The 20,493-nt window shown below is 73.1% G+C and carries 22 protein-coding genes; 12 read left to right on the forward strand and 10 right to left on the reverse strand.

Translation table 11 applies throughout. The features are described from left to right. Nucleotides 1–6: 6 nt before the first annotated feature. Genes ABZ459_RS30820 through ABZ459_RS30850 form a run of 7 tightly spaced genes read left to right on the forward strand, consistent with a single transcriptional unit; the run spans nucleotide 7 to nucleotide 8,448 of the window. Nucleotides 7–765, forward strand: coding sequence for an SIS domain-containing protein (locus ABZ459_RS30820; RefSeq protein ID WP_357977655.1), 759 nt, complete (start codon nucleotides 7–9; stop codon nucleotides 763–765). A gap of 14 nt (nucleotides 766–779) precedes the next feature. Next, nucleotides 780–2,180, forward strand: a complete 1,401-nt coding sequence (gene ngcE, locus ABZ459_RS30825; RefSeq protein WP_357977658.1) for an N-acetylglucosamine/diacetylchitobiose ABC transporter substrate-binding protein — start codon at nucleotides 780–782, stop codon at nucleotides 2,178–2,180. Nucleotides 2,181–2,186: 6 nt separating this feature from the next. Next, on the forward strand, nucleotides 2,187–3,089 hold the full coding sequence (locus ABZ459_RS30830; protein ID WP_357977662.1) for a sugar ABC transporter permease: 903 nt from the start codon (nucleotides 2,187–2,189) through the stop codon (nucleotides 3,087–3,089). A 2-nt stretch (nucleotides 3,090–3,091) separates the two neighbouring features. Continuing rightward, complete coding sequence (locus tag ABZ459_RS30835) at nucleotides 3,092–4,003, forward strand: carbohydrate ABC transporter permease (RefSeq protein ID WP_357977665.1); 912 nt, start codon at nucleotides 3,092–3,094, stop codon at nucleotides 4,001–4,003. Next, a complete protein-coding gene (locus tag ABZ459_RS30840) occupies nucleotides 4,000–5,211 on the forward strand; it encodes a BadF/BadG/BcrA/BcrD ATPase family protein (protein ID WP_357977668.1) in 1,212 nt (403 codons plus the stop codon). The genes ABZ459_RS30835 and ABZ459_RS30840 overlap by 4 nt, the downstream gene beginning before the upstream one ends. After that, on the forward strand, nucleotides 5,208–7,451 hold the full coding sequence (locus ABZ459_RS30845) for a hypothetical protein (protein ID WP_357977671.1): 2,244 nt from the start codon (nucleotides 5,208–5,210) through the stop codon (nucleotides 7,449–7,451). The genes ABZ459_RS30840 and ABZ459_RS30845 overlap by 4 nt, the downstream gene beginning before the upstream one ends. A gap of 28 nt (nucleotides 7,452–7,479) precedes the next feature. After that, entirely contained in the window at nucleotides 7,480–8,448 is a 969-nt protein-coding gene (locus tag ABZ459_RS30850; RefSeq protein ID WP_357977674.1) for an acetylxylan esterase, read from the forward strand. Between the two features lie 13 nt (nucleotides 8,449–8,461). Here the strand turns inward: ABZ459_RS30850 and ABZ459_RS30855 are convergent, their stop codons facing one another. Then, the gene (locus ABZ459_RS30855) at nucleotides 8,462–9,043 is read right to left on the reverse strand and encodes a hypothetical protein (RefSeq protein WP_357977677.1); all 582 of its coding nucleotides are present in this window, start codon (nucleotides 9,041–9,043) and stop codon (nucleotides 8,462–8,464) included. 138 nt (nucleotides 9,044–9,181) lie between these two features. Here ABZ459_RS30855 and ABZ459_RS30860 point away from each other — a divergent pair, with 138 nt between their 5' ends. Further along, nucleotides 9,182–9,784 carry an RICIN domain-containing protein gene (locus ABZ459_RS30860; RefSeq protein ID WP_357977679.1) on the forward strand — a complete coding sequence of 201 codons (603 nt, stop codon included), beginning with the start codon at nucleotides 9,182–9,184 and terminating at the stop codon, nucleotides 9,782–9,784. Between the two features lie 46 nt (nucleotides 9,785–9,830). Here the strand turns inward: ABZ459_RS30860 and ABZ459_RS30865 are convergent, their stop codons facing one another. Then, a complete protein-coding gene (locus ABZ459_RS30865) occupies nucleotides 9,831–11,243 on the reverse strand; it encodes an FAD-binding oxidoreductase (RefSeq protein ID WP_357977682.1) in 1,413 nt (470 codons plus the stop codon). Between the two features lie 95 nt (nucleotides 11,244–11,338). Between ABZ459_RS30865 and ABZ459_RS30870 the strand changes: the two genes are divergently transcribed. Beyond that, entirely contained in the window at nucleotides 11,339–11,818 is a 480-nt protein-coding gene (locus ABZ459_RS30870; RefSeq protein WP_357977685.1) for a MarR family winged helix-turn-helix transcriptional regulator, read from the forward strand. On the opposite strand, the gene ABZ459_RS30875 is transcribed toward ABZ459_RS30870, so the two are convergent. Next, nucleotides 11,757–13,175, reverse strand: coding sequence for an MDR family MFS transporter (locus ABZ459_RS30875; RefSeq protein WP_357977688.1), 1,419 nt, complete (start codon nucleotides 13,173–13,175; stop codon nucleotides 11,757–11,759). The genes ABZ459_RS30870 and ABZ459_RS30875 overlap by 62 nt on opposite strands. Nucleotides 13,176–13,274: 99 nt before the next feature. Between ABZ459_RS30875 and ABZ459_RS30880 the strand changes: the two genes are divergently transcribed. Next, nucleotides 13,275–13,919: a TetR/AcrR family transcriptional regulator gene (locus tag ABZ459_RS30880; RefSeq protein WP_357977691.1), complete on the forward strand. Its 645-nt coding sequence runs from the start codon at nucleotides 13,275–13,277 to the stop codon at nucleotides 13,917–13,919. On the opposite strand, the gene ABZ459_RS30885 is transcribed toward ABZ459_RS30880, so the two are convergent. The 5 genes from ABZ459_RS30885 to ABZ459_RS30905 all read right to left on the reverse strand — a co-directional run bounded on the left by ABZ459_RS30885 (nucleotide 13,909) and on the right by ABZ459_RS30905 (nucleotide 17,314). Continuing rightward, nucleotides 13,909–14,499 carry a response regulator transcription factor gene (locus ABZ459_RS30885; protein ID WP_357978136.1) on the reverse strand — a complete coding sequence of 197 codons (591 nt, stop codon included), beginning with the start codon at nucleotides 14,497–14,499 and terminating at the stop codon, nucleotides 13,909–13,911. The two genes, ABZ459_RS30880 and ABZ459_RS30885, sit on opposite strands and share 11 nt — an antisense overlap. Before the next feature lie 44 nt (nucleotides 14,500–14,543). Continuing rightward, entirely contained in the window at nucleotides 14,544–15,761 is a 1,218-nt protein-coding gene (locus tag ABZ459_RS30890) for a histidine kinase (RefSeq protein ID WP_357977694.1), read from the reverse strand. Between the two features lie 77 nt (nucleotides 15,762–15,838). Further along, nucleotides 15,839–15,982: a hypothetical protein gene (locus ABZ459_RS30895; RefSeq protein ID WP_357977697.1), complete on the reverse strand. Its 144-nt coding sequence runs from the start codon at nucleotides 15,980–15,982 to the stop codon at nucleotides 15,839–15,841. 177 nt (nucleotides 15,983–16,159) lie between these two features. Then, nucleotides 16,160–16,774, reverse strand: a complete 615-nt coding sequence (locus tag ABZ459_RS30900; protein ID WP_357977700.1) for a TetR/AcrR family transcriptional regulator — start codon at nucleotides 16,772–16,774, stop codon at nucleotides 16,160–16,162. A gap of 45 nt (nucleotides 16,775–16,819) precedes the next feature. Then, nucleotides 16,820–17,314: a DUF6653 family protein gene (locus ABZ459_RS30905; protein WP_357977703.1), complete on the reverse strand. Its 495-nt coding sequence runs from the start codon at nucleotides 17,312–17,314 to the stop codon at nucleotides 16,820–16,822. 112 nt (nucleotides 17,315–17,426) lie between these two features. Here ABZ459_RS30905 and ABZ459_RS30910 point away from each other — a divergent pair, with 112 nt between their 5' ends. Further along, entirely contained in the window at nucleotides 17,427–18,404 is a 978-nt protein-coding gene (locus ABZ459_RS30910; protein WP_357977706.1) for an aminoglycoside phosphotransferase family protein, read from the forward strand. Between the two features lie 15 nt (nucleotides 18,405–18,419). Here the strand turns inward: ABZ459_RS30910 and ABZ459_RS30915 are convergent, their stop codons facing one another. Beyond that, on the reverse strand, nucleotides 18,420–19,013 hold the full coding sequence (locus ABZ459_RS30915; RefSeq protein WP_357977709.1) for a pyridoxamine 5'-phosphate oxidase family protein: 594 nt from the start codon (nucleotides 19,011–19,013) through the stop codon (nucleotides 18,420–18,422). 75 nt (nucleotides 19,014–19,088) lie between these two features. Between ABZ459_RS30915 and ABZ459_RS30920 the strand changes: the two genes are divergently transcribed. After that, nucleotides 19,089–19,556: a cupin domain-containing protein gene (locus ABZ459_RS30920; protein WP_357977712.1), complete on the forward strand. Its 468-nt coding sequence runs from the start codon at nucleotides 19,089–19,091 to the stop codon at nucleotides 19,554–19,556. Nucleotides 19,557–19,584: 28 nt separating this feature from the next. Here ABZ459_RS30920 and ABZ459_RS30925 read toward each other — a convergent pair whose 3' ends face one another. Next, entirely contained in the window at nucleotides 19,585–20,487 is a 903-nt protein-coding gene (locus ABZ459_RS30925) for a DJ-1/PfpI family protein (protein WP_357977714.1), read from the reverse strand. Nucleotides 20,488–20,493 lie beyond the last annotated feature (6 nt).

Consider the following 20,493-nt stretch of genomic DNA (forward strand, 5'->3'; position numbering starts at 1 on the left):
GTGCCGATGTCCTTCCTCTCCGCGGCCGGCTATTTCAGCGCGCTTCAGGACGTCCTGACCAAGGTGAGCACGTCCCAGGCGCCGCTGGTGGACAAGGCGGCGGCGTTGATCGCCGACGCGGTCGAGGCCGGCGGGGTGCTGCAGGCCTTCGGCAGCGGCCACTCCGAGGCGTTCGCCCTGGAGCTGACCGGCCGGGCCGGCGGGCTCGTCGCCGCCAACCGCATCGAGCTGCGCGACCTCGTGCTGCTCGGCGGCGCGGAGCCGGGCGTGCTCTCGGACCCGCTGCTGGAGCGCGACCCCGCCGTCGCGCTCCGCCTGTACGAGCTGGCCGCGCCGCACCCGCGCGACGTGTTCGTCATCGCCTCCAACTCCGGGGTCAACGGCTCGATCGTCGAGCTCGCCGCCCTGGTCAAGGAGCACGGCCATCCGCTGATCGCGGTCACCTCGGCCGAGCACTCCGGCCGCATGCCCTCCCGTCACCCCTCGGGACTGCGTCTGAGCGATCACGCCGACATTGTGCTCGACAACGGCGCGCCGTACGGCGACGCGATCCTGCCGCTGCGCGACGGCGGCCGCGCCTGCGGCGTCTCCTCCATCACCGGCGCCCTGCTGGCCCAGCAGATCGTGGCCGAGGTGGCCCGCCGTATGGAGGCGTCGGGGACGCGGCCGCCGGTGTACCTGTCGGCGAACGTCCAGGGCGGCGACGAGCACAACCGCCGCCTCGAAGAGCGGTACGACGGGCGCATCCGCCGTACCACCAGGTAACCAGGAGTACCACCATGAACCACCTCTCCCGGCGGCAGCTCCTGCGCGGCGCCGCCCTGACCGGGGCCGGCCTGCTGGCCACGGCCTGCGCCACCCCCGGCGACCCCGCCGCCCCCCGGCCGGCCGCCACCGGCGCGCGCAGCGCCGCCAACCCGCTCGGCCTCGACGAGAACGGCCCCCTGGAGATCGTCATCTTCGACGGCGGCCTCGGCGACGCCTACGCCACCACCATCCACGAGCCGCTGTTCCTGAGCCGCCACCCCAAGGTGCGGCTCAAGCACTCCAGCACCAAGGAGATCTCCGGCACGCTGCAGCCGCGCTTCGTCGGCGGCAACCCGCCCGAGGTCATCAACAACGACGGCGCCCAGGCGCTCGACCTGGCCGCGCTGGTGCAGGGCGGCCAGCTCCAGGACCTCACGCCGCTGCTGGAGGCCCCCTCCTGGGACGACCCGGGCACGAAGGTGCGCGACGTCCTGCTGCCCGCCGCCATCGAGGCGGGCTCCTTCGACGGCCGTCCCTACAGCGTGCCGTACGTGTTCATGATCTTCGGGTTCTGGCACTCCGCCAAGCTGTTCGCCCAGAAGGGCTGGACGGCCCCCGCCACCTGGGACGAGTTCCTCACCCTGTGCGGCACGATGAAGAAGGCCGGCATCGCGCCGTTCGCCTACGCCGGCAAGTACCCCGGGTACGTGTGGGAGGCCATCCTCACCATGGCCGTCAAGCACGGCGGCCCCGAGGTGATGAAGCGGGTGGACAACCTGGAGGACGGCGCCTGGCAGGCCGACGCCCTGACCGCGGCGGCCGGCGCGTTCGGCGAGCTGCACGCCAGGGGGTTCCTGCTGCAGGGCACCGAAGGGCTCAACCACACCGAGTCGCAGGCCCGGCAGAACAGCGGCGAGGTCGCCGTCATCCCCAACGGCTCCTGGCTGGAGAACGAGCAGAAGAAGGTCGCCCCGGCCGACTTCGGCTACGCCATGTTCCCCGTCCCCGCGCTGGAGGCCGCCGAGGCGATGCCGGGCACCGCCCTGCACGCGATGCCCGGCTCGGGCTTCGTCGTCGCGGCCAGGAGCCGGAACCCGGCGGCGGGCATGGAGTACCTGCGCGCGATGGTCTCCCGCGAGGGCGCCGGCAAGTACAGCGGCCTGGTCAGCACCCTGACCACGGTCCGCGGCGCGGCGCTGCCGCCGCAGGCCGGGGCCGGGCTCAGGAGCGCCGCCGCCGCGCTCGAGGCCGCCGGGACCGGCCTGGTCAACTGGCGGGTGCACGAGTGGTACAAGGAGATCGCCACCGAGCTCGACGCCGCCACCGGGCAGCTCATGACCGGCGGCGTCACCGCCGCCCAGTGGGCCGAGCGGCTGCAGCGCAAGGCCGACGCCGTCAAGAAGGACTCCTCGATCAAGAAGTTCTCGAGGTAACCCGCCGTGCGGCACGGACGGCGGCGCTTCGCCGCGACCTTCCTGGCCCTGCCCGTCCTCCTCTACGTCGTCTACGTCATCTCCCCGTACGCGCAGGCGTTCCAGATCTCCCTGACCGACTGGCGCGGGATCGACGCCCGGCCCGCGTTCGTCGGGCTGGACAACTTCCGGCGCCTGCTGGCCGACCCGGTCTTCTGGAAGGCCATCTCGCACAACGCGATCCTGCTGGCCGCGCTGCCGGTCATCACCCTGGGGCTGGCGCTGCTGTTCGCGTACCTGCTCAACGCCGGCGGCGACCGGCCCGGCACCGGCGTCACCGGGTCGGGCTTCTACCGGGTGGTCTTCTTCTTCCCGCAGGTGCTGTCGGTCACGATCATCGCGGTGATGTTCCAGTCGGTGCTCCGCCCCGACCGCAGCGGCGTGCTCAACGGCCTGCTCATGCAGCTCGGCCTGGACCCCGTCGGCTTCCTCACCGACCCCGGCCTGGCCCTGTGGTCGATCCTGGGCGTGCTGGTCTGGCAGGCCGTCGGCTTCCACGTCGTGCTGTTCTCGGCCGGTATGGCCGCCATCCCGCGCGAGCTGCACGAGTCCGCGCAGATCGACGGGGCCGGGCGGGCCGCGTCCTTCTTCCACGTCACCCTTCCGCTGCTGCGGCACACCGTGCAGGTCGGCTGGGTCTACCTCGGGGTGGCCGCCTTCGACGCGTTCTCGATCGTGTTCGTGCTGTCGGCCGAGCGCGGCGGCCCCGACTACAGCACCACCGTGCTGGCCAACGAGGTCTACCGCAACGCCTTCGGCTACGCGAAGTTCGGCTACGCCTCGGCCCTCGGGGTCGCCCTGTTCTTCTGCACGATCACCTTCGCCGCGCTCACCCTCCGGCTGACCCGGCGCGACAAACTGGAGTACTGACGATGGCAGTCGACGTCCGTCCCGCCGTGGGGCGGCGCGCCGCGAGCCCGGCCCGGCGCGAGCTCGGGCTCCGGCGGTCGGCGCACGTGGTGCTCGCCCTCTGGACGGTCCTGGTGGTCGTCCCGATGGCCTGGACCCTGCTGGCCTCCTTCAAGGACACCGCGGAGATCTTCGGGCCCGCCTGGACGCTGCCCGCCCGGCTGCGGGCGGACAACTGGGTCCGGGCCTTCGAGCAGGCGCACATCGGCACGTACCTGGTCAACACGGTGGTCGTCGTGGTGCTGTCCACGACGGGCACCATGGTGCTGGGCTCGATGGCCGCGTACGTGCTGGCCCGCTACCCCTTCCGCGGCAGCGGCGCGGTGTACCTGCTGTTCGTCTCCGGCATGGCCTTCCCGGTCTACCTGGCGCTGACCCCGCTGTTCTTCGTGGTCAGGAACAGCGGCTCGATCCCGCTGATCGGCCCGCTCATCGGGCTGGACACGCGCGGCGGGCTGGTGCTGGTCTACATCGCCTACTCGCTGCCGTTCACCGTGTTCTTCCTGACGGCCTTCTTCAGGACGCTGCCCGGCTCGGTCGCCGAGGCGGCGTTCATGGACGGCGCCTCCCACACACGGGTGTTCGTCCAGGTCATGCTGCCCATGGCGCGGCCCGCCCTGACCGGCATCACCGTCTTCAACGTCCTGGGCCAGTGGAACCAGTACCAGTTGCCGCTGATCCTGCTCAGCGGCAACGCCCGGGACAAATGGGTGCTCACCCAGGGCATCGCCGACATCTCCACCGCCACCGGCTACAGCGCCGACTGGGGAGCCCTGTTCGCCGCGCTCAGCCTGTCGATCCTGCCCATGCTGGCTGTTTACGTCGCCTTCCACCGGCACATCCAGGCCGGCATGACCGAGGGGGCGGTCAAATGAGCCTCGTCCTCGGCCTCGACGTGGGCGGCACCACCACCCGCGCCCTGGTCGCCGACCTGGACGGCACGGTGCTGGCCAGGGCGTCGGGCGAGGGCGGCAACCCGGTCGCCCACGGGGCGGCGGCCGTGGAAAGGGTCGGCGCGACCGTGTGTGAGGCGCTGACCGGGCTCGACCCGGGCCGCGTACGGGCCGGGGTGATCGGGCTGGCCGGCGGCATGGGCCGGTACGCCGCCGACTTCGACCGGCTCTGGGCCCGGCTCGGGCTCGGCAGCGTGCCCCGGCTGATCAGCGACGTCGAACTCGCCTTCGCCGCCGGAACGGACCCGGCCCCTGGCACCGGTCAAAGGCCCGGCCTCGCCCCGGCCCTCGGCACCGAGCAAAGGCCCGGCCTCGGGCCGGCCCTTGGCACCGGTCAAAGGCCCGCCCCCGGGCCGGTCGTTGGCACTGAGCAAAGGCTCGGCGTCGGGCCGGAGCCCGCCTCCTGGCCGGACTCCGGCTCCGTCCTGGTCTGCGGGACGGGCGCCGCCGCCTGCCGGATCACCGGCGGGCGTACGGTCCGCTGCGCCGACGGGCACGGCTGGCTGCTCGGCGACCTCGGCTCCGGCGTGTGGATCGGCCGCCAAGCCATCCGCCACACCCTACGCGCCATCGACCTCGCCGCCTCCACGCCCCTGCCGCCCTCAGCCTCCCCGCCCACCTCCACCGCCCTTCCGCCCTCAGCCCCTCTCCCCACCTCCACCGCCCTTCCGCCCTCTACCTCCTGCACGCCCTCCACCTCCTCCGCGTCCTCCACCGGCCTCTCGCCGCTGGCCGCGGCTGTGCTGGTGCAGCTCACCGGCGGACTCGTTGCGGACCGGGCCGTGGCCGGGAAGGTGATCGAGGCCGTGCACGCCGCCCCCGTCGCCGCCATGGCGGCGCTGGCCCCCGTGGTGACCCACCTGGCACTCCAGGACGACCCCGACGCCGCCGGCATCCTGGCCCGCGCCGCCGCCCACCTGCTGGCCACCCTCGCCGCCGTCCGGGAGCCGGGGGAGCGCACGCCCCTGGTCCTGGGCGGCGGCCTGCTGGCAGCCGGATCCCCGCTCGCCGCGACCGTACGGCGGCAGGCCGCCGCCCGCTGGCCCGCGGCCCCGATCAGTCACGCGGGCGACGGCGCCCTGGCCGCGGCCCGCCTCGCCCGCCACGACCTGCGAAAGGCGCTCCGATGAAACGCACCCTGTTATGCCTCGCCCTGCTCGCCTCCGGCCTGACGGCCCAGCCCACCCCGGCGACCGCCGCTGTGACGCCGCAGCTCACCGACACCTTCGAGCACGCCCGCGACACCCACCCCACCTACGGCCTCAACGACTCGCTCGGAGCCCGGCAGAGCGGCGGCGCGCGCGGCGTCACCTACACCCGCGTGTCCGGCTCGTGGACCACCGCCACCCCGCCCGAGCCGTACTACTCCCAGGTCAACCATCCCGACCACCCGGGCAAGCTGGTCTTCGCCCTGGCCCGCTCGGCCGTCCGCCTGGACGCCCCCCTCGCCCAGGACCAGGACGACGCCTACACCGTCTCGGTGACGGTGGACCCCGACCCCGAGCTGCGCGGCATCGACGGCGACTGGAGCTCGGTCATGTTGTCGCGCAGCCCGTCCTCGACCGGGTACGTCACCAGCGCGGACGTCCAGCTCGGGCTGACCGTGGCGCGCAACGGCGAGGTGCAGCTCTTCCGCGCCGGCAACGCCCTGTGGAGCGGCACGCTGAAGACCACCCGCGCGGGCGACGGCTTCCATGTCACCATCGCGGTCTCCGGCGCGTCGAAGGCCGACCCGTCGGTCACCGTCACGGTCAACGGCGTCACCCGCACCACCGGCCTCGGCACCCCGATCGCCAAGCCCTACCTCTACCTCGGCGCGTACGTCAGCAACGACAAGCAGGTCAGCACCGCCGACGACCTGACCGTCAGCCGCCTGTCCCGCTTCGCCGACACCTTCGACGACGCCCAGGACACCGAACCCGGCTACGGCCTGAACGACGCGCTCGCCAAACGGCAGCCGCCGCTCGGCACCTCGGCCTACACCCGCGTCTCGGGCGACTGGCAGTCCTTCGACCAGCCGCCGCCGTACTACTCGCAGGTCAACCACCCCGACTACCCGGGCAAACTGGCCTTCGCGCTGCGCCGCTCGGCGGTCCGCCTGGACGCCCCCGTCACGCCCGGCCAGGACGACGCCTACACCGTGTCGGTGACGGTGGACCCCGACCCCAAGCTGCGCGGCACCGACGGCGACTGGAGCTCGATCATGTTGTCCCGGAACCGGGACTCCAGCGGCTACGTGGCCAACGGCGACGTGCAACTGGGCCTGACCGTGGCGCGCAACGGCGAGGTGCAGCTCTTCCGCGCCGGCAACGCCCTGTGGACCAGCACGCTGAAGACCACCCGCGCGGGCGACGGCTTCCACGTGACCATCGCGGTGACGGGGGCGTCCAAGGCCGACCCGTCGGTCACCGTCACGGTCAACGGCGTCACCCGCACCACCGGCCTCGGCACCCCGATCGCCAAGCCCTACCTCTACCTCGGCGCGTACGTCAGCAACGACAAGCAGGTCAGCACCGCCGACGACCTGACGGTCAGCCGCGTCGACCTCTACCCGAACGTGGAGTACTACGGCTACTTCGCCACCGACGCCCTGAGCAGCTGGGGCAACCACCTGCCCGAGGTCACCGGCTTCGCCAACCTGCACTGGATCAGCGTCTCCCCGGACTGGGACGTCCCCGGCAGCGGCTACCGGACCTCCGACCTGGCCGGCTGCCCGCCCCGCTCCTGCGCCCTGTACGTCGGCGAGGAGTTCTTCCCGCCGGAGACCTGCAAGGGCAACGGCGTGTGCCCGATCGACGCCTCGCTCAAGCGCTGGAAGGCGTTCGTCGAGCTGGTCAAGCCGTACAAGGACCGGATCGGGGCGATCTACCTCAAGGACGAGCCGCAGATCTACGGCGTCACCAACGCCGACCTGCAGACCATGGCCACGGCCGTCAAGGAGTCGATGGCGCCGGGCAAGGGCTTCGGGCCGTACCCGATCATGCTGACCCTGGCCAGCGGGGACGTGAAGCCCTCCACCCTCATCCCCGCCGAGGTCGACTGGATCGGCGTGGACGACTACGCGGCCGACGAGGCCAGGCTCGACGGCCTGCTCACCACCCTCGAACGGATGACCGGCGGCACCAAGCGCACCTACCTGTTCCCGCCGACCGCGGTCGCCCGCTACACCGGCCCGTACGACACCGACGAGAAGATCGAGGCCGTCCAGCGCGTCTACTACGACCTGGCCAAGAAGCACCAGAGCGTCATCGCGATCATGAACTTCGGCGTCTGGGTGGTCACCGACAGCCCGATGACCTACCCGTACCAGATTCCGCGCATCTGGGACGTCCAGGAGAGGTTCGGCGTCGCGGTCACCGTCAAGAACTGACGCCCACCCAGGACCCCGAGGAGAACTCATGCCGCTGTTCGACCTGCCGCTCGACGAGCTCGTCGCCTACCGTCCCGCCGTGCCCTGCCCGGACGACTTCGACGACTTCTGGGCGTCCACCCTCGACGCCCACGCCCCGGCCGCCCCCGTTTTCACGCCGGTGGACGCGGGCCTGCCGCTGGTGGAGGTGTTCGACGTCACCTTCGCGGGGTACGGCGGCGCCCCCATCCGCTGCTGGCTGGTGCTGCCCGCCGCCGCCTTGCCGGTGCCCTGCGTCGTGCAGTACCTGGGTTACGGGCGGGGCAGGGGCGAGCCGTACTCGTGGCTGACCTGGCCCGCCGCCGGGTACGCCACGCTCGTCATGGACAGCAGGGGGCAGGGCCTGCTGTCGGCCGAGCACGCCGGGGCCACCCCCGACCCCGCCGGCGCGACCCAGGGCATGCTGACCCACGGCCTGCCCGACCGTGACGGCTACTACTACCGCAGGCTCTACACCGACGCGGTGCTGGCCGTCGAGGCGGCCCGCGCCCATCCGGCGATCGACCCGGCCCGGATCCTGGTGGCCGGCGGCAGCCAGGGCGGCGGCCTCGCGCTGGCCGTCGCGGGCCTGCGCCGGGACGTGGCGGGCGCGCTCGTCGACGTGCCGTTCCTGTGCCACTTCCGGCGGGGCGTGGAACTGGTCGGCACCGAGCCGTACGCCGAGATCACCCGGTTCTGCGCCGCCAACCGGCACGCCGTGGACCGCGCCTTCGACACCCTGTCCTACTTCGACGGCGTCAACCACGCGGCCAGGGCCACGGCCCCCGCGCTGTTCTCCGTCGGCCTGATGGACCAGACGTGCCCGCCCTCGACGGTCTACGCCGCGTTCAACGCCTACGCCGGGCCCGCCGAGATCGTCGTGCACCCGTTCAACGGGCACGAGGGCGGCGCCTCCACCCGGCTGCGCGGCCAGCTCGCCTGGGCGGAGAAGGTCACCGCGGGCACCCCCCTGCCCTAGGCGGCGTCCGGTCTCACCTGCTCCACGCCTCGTGGACGGTGGTGATGGCCGAGGAGACGGGCCGGCCGCCGGGCCGCGTGACGGCCGGCCGGCCCGGCACGGGGACGCCGTCCACGGTGATCGAGGCGTGCTCGCACGGGATGATCTGCATCGACAGCCCGTGGCTGACGCCCAGCAGCGGGAAGTCGGCCATCGAGAACGGCCTGGCGTCCAGCGGCCCGGTGATGCTGACCGCCAGGCCGGCCGCGCTGGCGTGGGCGCCCGTGACGGGGTCCACGCGCAGGTCCACGGCGGCCTGCTGCACCCGCGCGACGGGCCAGGACGGCAGCGCGGCGGCCTCGTCGAAGTGCCGGACGAAGTGCTCCTCGATCCACGTCCCGAGCTCGGGGTCGTCGCTCACGACGCGCAGGCCGGCGGGCGTCCACACCACCATCACCGCGCCGGCGCCGTGCGTGGACCAGTCGACCTGCCACAGGGAGGCGTACCCGGTGGGGACGTCGCCGTCGTAGAGGGTGACGTACGGGTTGGCGCCGGCGAGCAGTGGCCGGCGGGTCACGTAGGCGCTCATCGGCGCGCCCTCACTGGTGCTGAGCATGAGCCGATCATGGACGCTCCCACCCCTCGATGGCCAGCCCGCCGCCGCATCCCGCTCACCTGAGTAGGGCGGTACTCATGCCCTCCGGCCGCCGGCGGCGCACCCTGCAAGGGACGGAACGGCGGAAAGGAGCATGCGGTGCGCAAGGGCGTACATCTTCGACGGATCGGCCGCCGGGGGCTGCTGGCCGTGATCATGGTCGTGTCGGTCGCCGTGCCCCTGTGGTCGGCGGCGGCCCCGGCCTCCGGGGCCGTGGCGGCCCGCGGGCGAACGCTCGCCGAGCCCTGGTCCTACCTGTTCGAGATCCGCCGGCGCTTCCCCGCGCCGGAGAAATGCGTGGACGTCGACAACGGCTACACCTTCGACGGCGCCAACGTGAAGCAGTGGGAGTGCGTCAACGTCCCGCAGCAGCACTGGCAGTACCAGCGGGTGGCCCCCGGGAGCGAGTGGTTCTTCCTGCGCGCCCAGCACAGCGGCAAGTGCCTGGACGTCGACAACGGCTACACCTTCGACGGCGCGAACGTGAAGCAGTGGGAGTGCGTGAACGTCCCGCAGCAGATGTGGCGCTGGAAGTACGCCTACACCGACGCGTGGTGGAACACCTTCTACTTCCTGGAGAACCAGAAGAGCGGCAAGTGCCTCGACGTCGACCACGGCTGGACGCACAACGGCGCCAACATCCAGCAGTGGACCTGCGACGAGTACGCGGGCCAGCAGTTGTGGTACTTCCGGCCGGTGTGACCCGGCCGGACGGCGCCGGCCCGGACCCCTCCTGGCCGGCGCCGCCTCACCGCGCGGCCGGGGCGATGTTGTGGTTGACGCGGAACAGCCGGTCCGGGTCGTACCGGGCCTTGAGCGCGGACAGCCGCCGGTGGTCCGCCTCGGAGTAGGCCCGCCTGACCCGGTCCGGGGTCGCGTCGTGGTCGAACATGAACCCCGGCAGCATGGCGCCGGTGTCCCAGCGCCGCAGCCGGTCCAGCACCTCGTCGGCGGCCGCGCGCGCCGTCTCGGCCTGGCCGGGCGGGGCCGGCAGCCGCATCCACAGCAGGAAGGCCGCGCCCCGGGTGCCGGCCGCGTGCGGGCGGGCGGGCGGCCGGTCCAGCGCCCCGCCCAGGTGACGCAGCTGGATGCCGGGGAACGGGCCCCGCGTCCGCGCGGGGTCGATGAACGAGGCCAGCTCCGCGGCGGCGTCGTCGTCCAGCTCGCGCAGCAGCGCGCTGCGCAGGTGCGCCGAGACCGGGTGACGGGGATCCTGGTAGATCTCGGTGATCCGGGTGTACGGCATGGCCGCGCAGGTGTCCTTCTCCGGGCCGAGCTCGCGCAACGGCTGCACCAGCCGGGCGCCCCGCTCCTCGTCCCCGACGTACACCGTCCGGACCTGCACCATCGAGCGGCCGCGGAACTCCCGCGGCAACTGCGGCGCGTCGGGGAAACGCACCAGCGTCACGGAGGACGACATCTCCTCCGGCTGCTCCTTCGCCCAGGCCAGATAGGAGCGCAGGACGTGGGCGGTGTGCCCGGGGTCCTCGCCCGGGTAGTACAGCTCGCCGCCGTAGACCGTACGCAGCGGCAGCAGCTCGATCTCGGCCGCGACGACGACGCCGAAGTTGCCCTTGCCGCCGCGTACCGCCCAGAACAGGTCGGGCTCCGCGCCGGGCGAGACGGTCCGCAGCCGGCCGTCGGCGGTGACGACGTCGAGCGAGCGGACGCGGTCGGCGGCGAACCCGTACGTGCGGGCGGCCAGCGGGAGCCCGCCCCCGGTCAGGAAGCCCATCACCCCGACCTCGGCGGACGACCCGCACAGCGGCGCGAGCCCGTGGGGGGCCGCCGCGGCGACCACCTCGCCCCAGCGCAGGCCCGCGCCGATCCGCGCGGTGCCGGCGTCCGGGTCCACCGACAGCTCGCGCAGCTCGCCGGTGGCGATGAGGACGGCTCCGTCGGCGGGCAGCGACTTGCCGTGCCCGGTCGACTGCACCGCGACCGCGCGTCCCGTCCGGGCCGCGTACGTGACGGCGGTGACCACGTCGCCGGCGTCGGCGGCGACCACGACCACCGCGGGCCGGTGCTCGACCGTCAGCAGCCAGCCGGAGCAGGCGTCCGCGAAGCCCTCGTCGCCCGGCTGGAGCGTGCGGCCCCGGATCAGCGCGGCCAGTGCCGCCACGTCGTGCGGCAGGCCGGTCCGGACATCGGTCTCAGACATGTTGCACCTCACCTGATAGTTGGTTGGGCCAACGTTGGTTTGGCCAACAATACAGACAATCGTGGGTGGTGCCAATGACTTGTTAGATTGCCTCTGTGAACACCCCAGAGGGGAAGCTGCCGGAGCGGCTGCGCGCGCTGCCGAGCAGGCTGACCAACCACGCGGCGCTGACCGCCAACCGGATTGTGGACCAGGCGTTCGCCCAGGCCGAGGTCCGGCGCTACCACTACGCGCTGCTCGCCGCGCTGGAGGAGTACGGCCCCGCGAGCCAGGCGGCGCTCGGCCGGCGTACCGGCATCGACCGCAGCGACATGGTGGCGACCGTCAACGACCTGGCCGGGCGCGCCCTCGTCGAACGTGCGCCCGACCCGGGGGACCGCCGCCGCAACATCGTCACCATCACGGCGGAGGGCCGCCGCCGGCTGGCCGAGCTCGACCGCCTGCTGGCCCGCGCCCAGGACGAGTTCCTCGCCCCGCTGCCCCCCGCCGACCGCGAGCGCCTGGTCGACCTGCTCACCCGGCTGGCCGACCACCACGGTGCGCCGGGCGGAAGAAGGCCACCGGGAGCAGAGTGACCAGGCACAGTCCGAAGGCCCACCAGAACGCGGTGCCGTAGGCGTGCGCCGGGCCCGCGCCCTGGCGCAGCCCGCTGTCCAGGACGGTCGTGAGGATGGCGGTGCCCAGCGAGCCGCCGAGCCGGTTGACGACGTTCAGCGCGCCGGCGGCGCCCGGCGTCTGCTCCCTGTCGACCGAGGCGTAGGCCGCGGCCATGGTGGGCGCGGAGACGCCGCCGATGCCCAGGCCGTACAGGACCAGGCAGAGGGTCAGCAGCCAGGTGTCCGGACGGGCGGGGGCCTGGGTGAAGGCGAGCAGCCCGGTCAGTGAGAGCACGAGCCCGCCGGTCACGACGGCGCGCGGGCCGTGGCGGTCGGCCAGCCGTCCGGCGGCGAACGAGCCGACGGCGGCCCCGAGCGCCTGCGGGGTGAGCAGCAGGCCCGTGGAGAGCGTGTCGGCGTGCCGGTCGTGCTGGAAGAACAGCGGCAGCAGGATCATGGAGCTGTAGAGCGAGGCCCCGAGCAGGAACAACGCCACGCAGGCCGCGGTGAAACCGCCCCTGGCGAACAGCCGTACGTCGATCAGCGGCTGACGGCGGGTGCCTAGTGCGTGCACGAGGTAGCCCGCGACCAGCGCCAGCCCCACGCCGATCAGCATGGCCGGCGTCCACGCCCCCTCGCGCCCGCCCGCCGAGGTCAGCCCGTAGACCACCGCCGCCAGGCCGGGTGAGAGCAGCGCCAGGCCGAGGAGGTCGAGCCTGGGCGCGTTGTCGGGCCTGGCCTCGTCCCGGTTCAGTACGCGGGCGGCCACCGGCAGGACGAGCAGGCAGACGGGCAGGTTGAGGTAGAAGATCCAGCGCCAGTCGAGCTGCTGGACGACCAGGCCGCCCACGATCGGCCCGAGCACCGGGGCGAACATGACGGGGATCGTCAGCACGCTCATGGCCCGGCCGATCCTGGACGGCCCGGCCGCCTGGGCCAGGATCGCCTGGCCGACGGGGTTCATCAGCCCGCCGCCGACGGCCTGCACGAGCCGGAAGGCGATGAGGGCCGGCAGTGACCAGGCCAGGCCGCACAGGGCCGAACCGGCCGTGAAGACCGCCACGGCGGCCATCCACGTGCGCTTGGCCCCGAACCGCCGGCTCAGCCAGCCCGACAGGGGCATGACCACCGCGATCGCGAGCAGGTAGCCGGCCGCCACCCACTGCACGTCGGTCAGCGACGTGCGGAAGTGCGCCGCCATCGCGTCGGCCGCGATGCCCACGGCGGTGGCGTCGATGGTGGCCAGGATCGGGGCCGCGATCAGGACGATCCCCATGCGCAGCAGGTGCGGATCGAGCCGGTCGCGCGCGGCCCCGGCCGCAGAGGTGGTGGTCATCGAACACCCTTAGGATCGATTGACTAGGACGACTCCAAACACTAGGTCCGACCTATTCACTAGGTCAAACCTAATGAACGCGCGGAAGGGCGGCAGCTCGTGACCGAACGATCCAAGGGCTTGCGGGAACGCCAGAAACACCAGACCCGGCAGCTCATCTCCGATGTCGCGACCGGCCTGTTCCTGGAGCGCGGCTACGACGACGTCACCATCGCCGACGTCGCGGCCGCCGCCGGCGTGGCCAAGATGACCGTCACCAACCACTTCCCGCTGAAGGAGGACCTCATCCTCGACCGGCACGAGGAGGTGGTCGACGGCCTGGCCGGGGCCGTGTCGCGGCGCGAGCCCGGCGAGTCGGCCCTGGAGGCCGCCCACCGCGACTACGACGAACGGCTGCGCCGCCGCGACGGCGCGATCCCCGACGCGGGCGCCGACTGGCAGCGGATGGTACGCGACACGCCGGTGCTGCGGGCCCGCCTGCGCCAGCTGCACGACCAGGCCGAGGCCAAGCTCGCCGCCCTCCTGGCCGAGGAGACCGGCGACCCCGGCCTCACGCCCCGCCTGGTGGCCGCCGCGCTCGCCGCGGTGGAGCGGCTGCTGTTCGACGAGGCCCAGCGCCGGGTCCTCGCGGGAGAGGAGTCCGAGCAGATCTTCGCGGCCCTCGCCCGCACCGCGCGGCAGGCCTACGACCTGCTGCGGCCCGCCATCGGCGACTACGCCCGCCGCGGCGCGGTCAGCGGTTGAGATAGGCGAGGACGGCCAGGACCCGGCGGTTGTCGTCCTCGGACTCGGGCAGCTGGAGCTTGCCGAAGATGCTGGAGATGTGCTTGTTGACCGCGCTGGCGGAGATCACGAGCTGGTGCGCGATCGCCGTGTTGGACCGCCCGGCGGCGATCAGGCTCAGCACCTCCCGCTCGCGCGGGCTCAGCTCGCCGGTGCGGCCACGCGCGTCGCCGCGGGTCAGCAGCTTGGCGATGACCTGCGCGTCCATCGCCGTGCCGCCCCGGCTCACCGAGGTGACCGCGTCGATGAACTGCCCGGTGTTGGCCACCCTGTCCTTCAGCAGGTAGCCGACCGCCCCCGCGCCGTCGGCCAGCAGCTCGCGGGCGTAGAGCTGCTCCACGTACTGCGACAGCACCAGCACCGGGAAGCCGGGCCGGTCGCGGCGCGCCTGGATCGCGGCCTGCAGCCCCTCGTCGGTGAACGACGGCGGCAGCCGCACGTCGACGACCGCCACGTCCGGCCGCTCCTCGGCCAGCGCCTTGCGCAGCGACGGCCCGTTGTCGACGGCGGCCACGACCGTGAAGCCGTGCTCGGTCAGCATGCGGACCAGCGCGTCCCGGATGAGGAACAGGTCCTCGGCGACGACTACTCGGACCTGATCGCGCACGGCACCTCCAGACGCACCCGGGTGGGCCCGCCGGGCGGGCTGTCGACGGCGATCGTCCCGTCGAAGACGGCCAGCCGGCTCTGGATGCCGCGCAGCCCGGTGCCGTCGGCCGGATCGACGCCGCCGCCGCCGTCGTCCACGACGTCGCAGCTCAGTATCCCGTGCCGGTAGCCCAGCGTGATCTGGACCGTCGCGGCGCCGGCGTGCTTGCTGGTGTTGGCGAGCAGCTCGTTGACGGCGAAGTAGACGGCCGACTCCACCGGCGGCGCGGGCCGTCCGGCCAGGTCGGTGGTGACCTCGACGTCGAGCAGGCAGTCCAGCGCCAGGGCCCGGATCGCGTCGGCGAGGCCGCGGTCGGCCAGGACCGGCGGATGCACGCCGCGTACCAGGTCGCGCAGCTCGTCCAGGGCCTTGGAGGAGGACTCTCGGGCCGTGGCCAGCAGGGCGCGGGCCGTCTCCGGGTCCTCGTCGAACAGCCGCTCGGCGTGGCCCAGGCCCATGCCCAGGGCGACCAGCCGGGCCTGCGCGCCGTCGTGCAGGTCGCGCTCGATCCTGCGCAGCTCGGCGGCCTGGGCGTCCACGCTGCCGGCGCGCGTCTCCACCAGCGTCTCGACCCGCTGCTCCAGCGAGGCCGTGCGCGACGGCCCGAGCAGCGCGCCGGCCCACCGGGCGCGCAGGCGCAGCAGCGCGGGGCCGATGTACAGGCCGAGCGCGATGAGCGCGAGCCCGACCGGGATCGCCGCCAGCGCGGCGGCCGTCGAGGTGACGTGGATGACGCCGTAGGCGTTCGCACCGCCGGCCCGCAGGTTGGCCCGCCACACGAACGGCTGCACCGCCACGCCGTACAGGCCGTAGAGCGGCATGCCGAGCGCCAGCGCGGACGCCCACGTGCCCATGAGCGGGTCGAGGACGCCCCACAGCACGTCCCGCCAGGTCGCCGGGTCCTTCAGCAGCGCGGACGCGTCCGTCCCCGGGCCGTAGGGACGCTCGACGCGCACGCCGAGCCGGCCCGCCAGCCGCCGGGCCGCGCCGGCGACCGTGCGCAGCAGCGACACCGCCGGCGGGAACACCCACCGGCCCAGGCCGGCCACCGCCGGCAGCGCGCTGATGACGACCAGGACGGCCGCGACGACGCCGGCCACCGACAGCCCGATCATGGCCAGCGCCAGCACCGGCGTCGCGAGTCTCGCCTTCACTCCTCGTCTCCCTGTCGTCCGCGTCTTCCCGTTCCGCGCCCGTGGCATCATCGCACCTTCCTCCGGATATCCCATGGTCAGCCCCGGTACGCGGCCCGCCGCAGCACGGCCAGCCCGGCCGGCCCGCCCGAGCTCCGGGTGAAGCGCATGAGCCCGATGGAGAACAGCCACCCGGCCGGCGGGATCGACCACTCGCTGTTCGTACCGAACAGTCCGAGCACGATCCCCGCCGCCGGCCAGGCGTATCTTCGACGGCCGCCGGCCAGGTGGGGGATTGCCGTGGTTGCGGTGTATGCCATGCCCAGGAGCCTCGCCGATCGCGCGGCGGCCGCCATTGCGGCTGACTCTCGACTCTCCCTGTAGATATCTCCACCCCCGGGAGGCCGTCCGCCGGGAGGTCAGCCGCCGGGACGGGCCAGCCCCGCGGCGACGATGTCGATGAGCAGGTCGATGATCCCGGAGTGCAGGGCCGGGTCGCCGAGCCGCTCGGCGAACATCGGCACCAGCAGCACGCACTGCAGCACGCCGATGATGACGGCGGGCTCCGCGTCGACCAGCTCGCCCGCGGCCCGGCGGGCGGTGACGTACTCGGTGAGGGCGGCGGCCGGGCTGCCGGACATCGCGGCGACCCGTTCGGGGTCGAGCTTGCGGGCCACCGCCTGCATCTCCTCCGGATGGGTCATCAGCCGGCGCCACAGGGGGTTGACCGACAACTCCTCGACGGTGGCGTGCAGGAACCGGCGCAGCGCCTCGCGCGGGTCGTCGGCGCTCATCAGCGCGCCGTCGATGACCCGGCGCCGCACCTCACCGGTCTGGCGCAGCATCAGCTCCAGGTACAGCGCCTCCTTGGAGTCGAAGAAGACGTAGAAGCTGCTCTTGGCCACCCCCGTGGGGGCCATCAGCTCCTCCAGGGAGGTCTTGCGCAGCCCCTGGCCGGTGAACAGCTTCTCGCCGTTCGCCAGCAACAGGGCGGTGATGCGGGCCTTCTCCTCTGCGGTGAACGCGGGCGGCATCGGGGACAACCTTCCTGCACGACCAGTTATGCCGATCAGATGTTTTCACGAACCCGCGACGGCGGCGCGGCGCAGGCCCTCCTCGTAGATGGCCACGAAACGGTCGATCTGCCACAGCTGGGAGACGATGATGAGCGTCAGGCCGAAGACGGACGGCCACGGCTCGACGCGGACGAGCCCGTACGCCATGACGCCCAGGCCGACGGCGGCCATGGCGAGCAGCCGGCGGATCGTCTGGCGGTGCGCCGCGGCGGCCGGCGAGTGGTCGGCGGCGTACAGCTTCTCGCCGTAGATGCCCTTCGAGGCCCAGCTGCGCGGCTCGTGGACCGGCCGGAACGCGTGAGGGTTGAGCCACATCCAGATCACGCCCGCCGCGATCGGGGCCAGGGCCCACCAGCCGAGCGCCTCGCGGAAGTAGATCGGCAGCAGGATGGGCGCCAGCCCGGCCATCCGGGTCCACACGCTCCACGGGTTGGCGTGCCGCTTCCATGCCTCGTCGTCGAGTCCGAACGTGGCCGCCGCGGCCTGGGTGAGCTTCATCGTCGCTCCTTGAGGGGGAACCGCCGGGACCTCCCCGGCGGACTGAATCTATAAAACCAGTTTGGAGTTTTGTTTTCAACGCGCGAACCCCGGGAGTGATAGAAAAACGATCATGACCAGAACGTTCCTGCGGCCCGACGACGTACGCGACCTGGTCGCCGAGCAGTTCGGCGCCGACCGGCGGCCGGCCGCGCTCGACCGGCTGACCGGCGGCAGCAAGAAGGGCGTCTACCGGCTCCGGCTGGACGACGCGACCAGCGTGATCCTCTACGTCTGGGCGGCCGGCGAGAACTACTGGCCGCCGTCCCCGGCGGTCGAGGACGACCCCTTCACCGACGCGTCGGGAGCGGACCTGTTCGCCGCCGGCCACGCCGCCCTGACCGCGGCCGGCGTGCGGGTCCCCCGGCTGCTGGCGCTCGACCCCGGCGGCCGCCACCTCGGCGCCGCACTCGCCCTGGTCGAGGACGCGGGCGCCACGACGCTGGAGGCCCTGATGGAACGCGACCCGGCCGCCGCCGCCGGGCCGCTGGCCGCGCTCGGCGACGCCCTGCGCCGCATGCACGCCACCCTCGGCCCGTCCTACGGCAAGCTCGCCCACCTGGCCGACGGTCAGGCCCGGCCGTCCCGGCCCGCCGAGGACGTCATCATGGACCGCGCGCTCGCCCATCTCGCCGCCGTCGCCACCCGCGATGCCCGGATGGGCCGGGCGCACGACCGGATCGCCGCCCACGTACGCCGTCTGCGCGACGCGGTCGCCCCCCGCGAACGGTACGGGCTCGTGCACGGCGAACTCGGGCCGGACCACGTGCTCGTCACGCCCGCGGGCGAACCCGTCATGATCGACTTCGAGGGCCTGACCTACTTCGACGTCGAGTGGGAGCACGCCTGGCTGCACATGCGCTTCGAGGACGCCTACCCGGCGCTGCGACCGGTCGCCCTCGACCCCCACCGGCTGGAGCTCTACCGGTACGCGCAGGTGCTCTCGCTGATCGAGGGTCCGCTGCGCATCGCCGAGACCGACTTCCCCGACCGGCGCTGGATGCTGGACCTGGCCGAGTGGAACATCGCCAAGGCACTCGCCGTCCTGTGACGCCGGTCCGTCCGGTCAGTCGTCGAGGGGGAGCTGGGGCAGCGGGAGCGGCAGCCCGGGAAGGCCGTCGATGCTGGTCGCCACGTGCTCCTTCTTGTGGAAGTACGCGTCGAGCGACTCGTCGTCCTCGCGGGCGAAGCGGGAGCCGTGCAGCGGGCGGTCGGCGTCGTAGGTCATGAACGGGACGGCGTACCCGCAGGTGTCGCGGATCAGCCGGGCGGTCACGACGATGATCGCGCGCAGGCCGTGCGGGGCCGGGTCGATGTCCGGGAAGTGCCGCAGCAGCCCGGCCCAGCGAGGGTCGTCGCGGAAGACCGGCTCGCCGTGGCCGTGCACGCGCACGATGTTCGGCGGGCCGTCGAAGGCGCACCACATCAGCGTGACGCGGCCGTTCTCGCGCAGGTGGGCGATGGTCTCGGCGTTGCTGCCGGCGAAGTCGAGGTAGGCCACGGTGTGGTCGTCCAGGACGGCGAACGAGCCCTTCAGGCCCTTGGGCGAGAGGTTGACCGTGCCGTCGCCGGCCAGGGGGGCGGTCGCCGTGAAGAAGATGGGCTGTGACTCGATGAACGTGCGCAACCGGCCGTCGATCCGGTCGTAGGTCTTTCCCATGATCCGGATTATCCCCTTTCGCCGTTTCGCGTAGGGGCGGGGGCCGTCGTTGCCTCGGATGGCAGAATGCCCGGCATGATCGCGAACGAGAGCTCCGAACCGCGTCCTCTGCTCCGGCGTCCCGCCGAGGGCGAGCTCATCGACGTCGCCGGCGTCCGGCACTTCTTCCGGCTGACCGGGGAGCACACGGGGGACCGGTTCGCGTTCGAGGAGTTCACGCTGGACCCGGGCGTCGTCGGGGCGCGCCCGCACGTCCACCACGGCCACGACGAGTACTTCTACGTCCTCGACGGCGAGCTGACCCTGCACGACGGCGCGGGCGAGGTGACCGTCGGCCCCGGCCACCTGCTGGCGGCGACGCGCGGCACCCCGCACGGCTTCAGGAACGCCGGTGACGACACCGTGCGCGCGCTCTGCCTCTACACGCCCTCGGGCTACGAGGGGTACTTCCGCGAGGTGCACGCGGCCGTCGCCGCGGGCGCGCGGATCACCGACGAGCTGCTGGCGGAGTTCCGCTCCCGCTACCGCACCACCTCGCTCTGACCCGCCGCCTGACCTGCCGCGCCGACGGTCAGGACGCCGTCGCGCGGGTGCGCAGCCGGCGCAGCATCCGGGCGTCGGCGAAGCCCACCTCGCGCGCGGCGACCTCGGCCGTCGCGCCGCGGCCGAGCAGGTGTCCGGCCCGCTCCAGCCGCAGCGCGGTCTGGTAGGCCAGCGGGGTGAGCCCGGTCGCCCGCCGGAACAGCCGGGTCACCGTGCGCTCGCTGCATCCCACGGCTTCGGCCAGCAGGCTCAGCGGCAGCCGTTCGGTGAACCTGGTCTCGATCAGGTCCTGGAGGCGGTGGACCGTCTCGTCCACGTGCGACCGCCGCCGCAGCAGTGGGCTGACCTGCTGCGCCGTGCCGTCGCGGTGGGCGTGCACGAGCATCGCGCGGGCCACCTGCCCCGCCGCGTACGGCCCGTGCCGGGTGGTCACCAGGTGCAGCGCCACGTCGATGCCGCTGGCCACGCCCGCCGAGGTGACGATCCGGTCGTCCTCGACGTACAGCGCGTCCCTGACGACGCTCGCCCGCGGGTAGAGGCGGGCCAGCTCGTCCTGGACGGTGTGGTGGGTCGTGCACCGGCGGCCGTCGAGCAGCCCGGCCCGGCCCAGCGCGTCGGCCCCCGCGCACACGCTGGCCACCGTGCCGCCCGCCGCGTGGTGTTCGCGCAGCCGGCGCAACGTCTCGCCGCTCGCCGGCCGGGCCGGCCCCCGCCAGCCCGGCACGACGATCAGGTCGTCGGGCGTCAGGGACGGCCACGAGGTCCGCGCGTGCAGCGTCAGCCCCTGCACGCTGGCCACCTCGCGCTCCTCGGCGACGTAGTCGATGGTGTACGGCCGGCCGAGGTCGGCGGCGGTGGAGAACACCTGGGCCGGCCCGGCCACGTCGAGGAGGTGCACCCGCGGGATGAGCAGGAAGACGACTCGGGACATGACCGG

It is taken from the genome of Nonomuraea sp. NPDC005692 (assembly GCF_040631115.1).
GTDB lineage: Bacteria > Actinomycetota > Actinomycetes > Streptosporangiales > Streptosporangiaceae > Nonomuraea.

Bases quoted from the DNA above. Each gene is read 5' to 3' on its own strand.
- ABZ459_RS30850 (WP_357977674.1), top strand. From the start codon at position 7,480: ATGCCGCTGTTCGACCTGCCGCTCGACGAGCTCGTCGCCTACCGTCCC.
- ABZ459_RS30905 (WP_357977703.1), bottom strand. From the start codon at position 17,314: ATGAAGCTCACCCAGGCCGCGGCGGCCACGTTCGGACTCGACGACGAG.
- ABZ459_RS30885 (WP_357978136.1), bottom strand. From the start codon at position 14,499: ATGCTGACCGAGCACGGCTTCACGGTCGTGGCCGCCGTCGACAACGGG.
- ABZ459_RS30865 (WP_357977682.1), bottom strand. From the start codon at position 11,243: ATGTCTGAGACCGATGTCCGGACCGGCCTGCCGCACGACGTGGCGGCA.
- ABZ459_RS30920 (WP_357977712.1), top strand. From the start codon at position 19,089: ATGATCGCGAACGAGAGCTCCGAACCGCGTCCTCTGCTCCGGCGTCCC.
- ABZ459_RS30855 (WP_357977677.1), bottom strand. From the start codon at position 9,043: ATGCTCAGCACCAGTGAGGGCGCGCCGATGAGCGCCTACGTGACCCGC.
- ABZ459_RS30835 (WP_357977665.1), top strand. From the start codon at position 3,092: ATGGCAGTCGACGTCCGTCCCGCCGTGGGGCGGCGCGCCGCGAGCCCG.
- ABZ459_RS30875 (WP_357977688.1), bottom strand. From the start codon at position 13,175: ATGACCACCACCTCTGCGGCCGGGGCCGCGCGCGACCGGCTCGATCCG.
- ABZ459_RS30840 (WP_357977668.1), top strand. From the start codon at position 4,000: ATGAGCCTCGTCCTCGGCCTCGACGTGGGCGGCACCACCACCCGCGCC.
- ABZ459_RS30900 (WP_357977700.1), bottom strand. From the start codon at position 16,774: ATGCCGCCCGCGTTCACCGCAGAGGAGAAGGCCCGCATCACCGCCCTG.
- ABZ459_RS30845 (WP_357977671.1), top strand. From the start codon at position 5,208: ATGAAACGCACCCTGTTATGCCTCGCCCTGCTCGCCTCCGGCCTGACG.
- ABZ459_RS30910 (WP_357977706.1), top strand. From the start codon at position 17,427: ATGACCAGAACGTTCCTGCGGCCCGACGACGTACGCGACCTGGTCGCC.
- ABZ459_RS30915 (WP_357977709.1), bottom strand. From the start codon at position 19,013: ATGGGAAAGACCTACGACCGGATCGACGGCCGGTTGCGCACGTTCATC.
- ABZ459_RS30925 (WP_357977714.1), bottom strand. From the start codon at position 20,487: ATGTCCCGAGTCGTCTTCCTGCTCATCCCGCGGGTGCACCTCCTCGAC.
- ABZ459_RS30820 (WP_357977655.1), top strand. From the start codon at position 7: ATGTCCTTCCTCTCCGCGGCCGGCTATTTCAGCGCGCTTCAGGACGTC.
- ngcE (WP_357977658.1), top strand. From the start codon at position 780: ATGAACCACCTCTCCCGGCGGCAGCTCCTGCGCGGCGCCGCCCTGACC.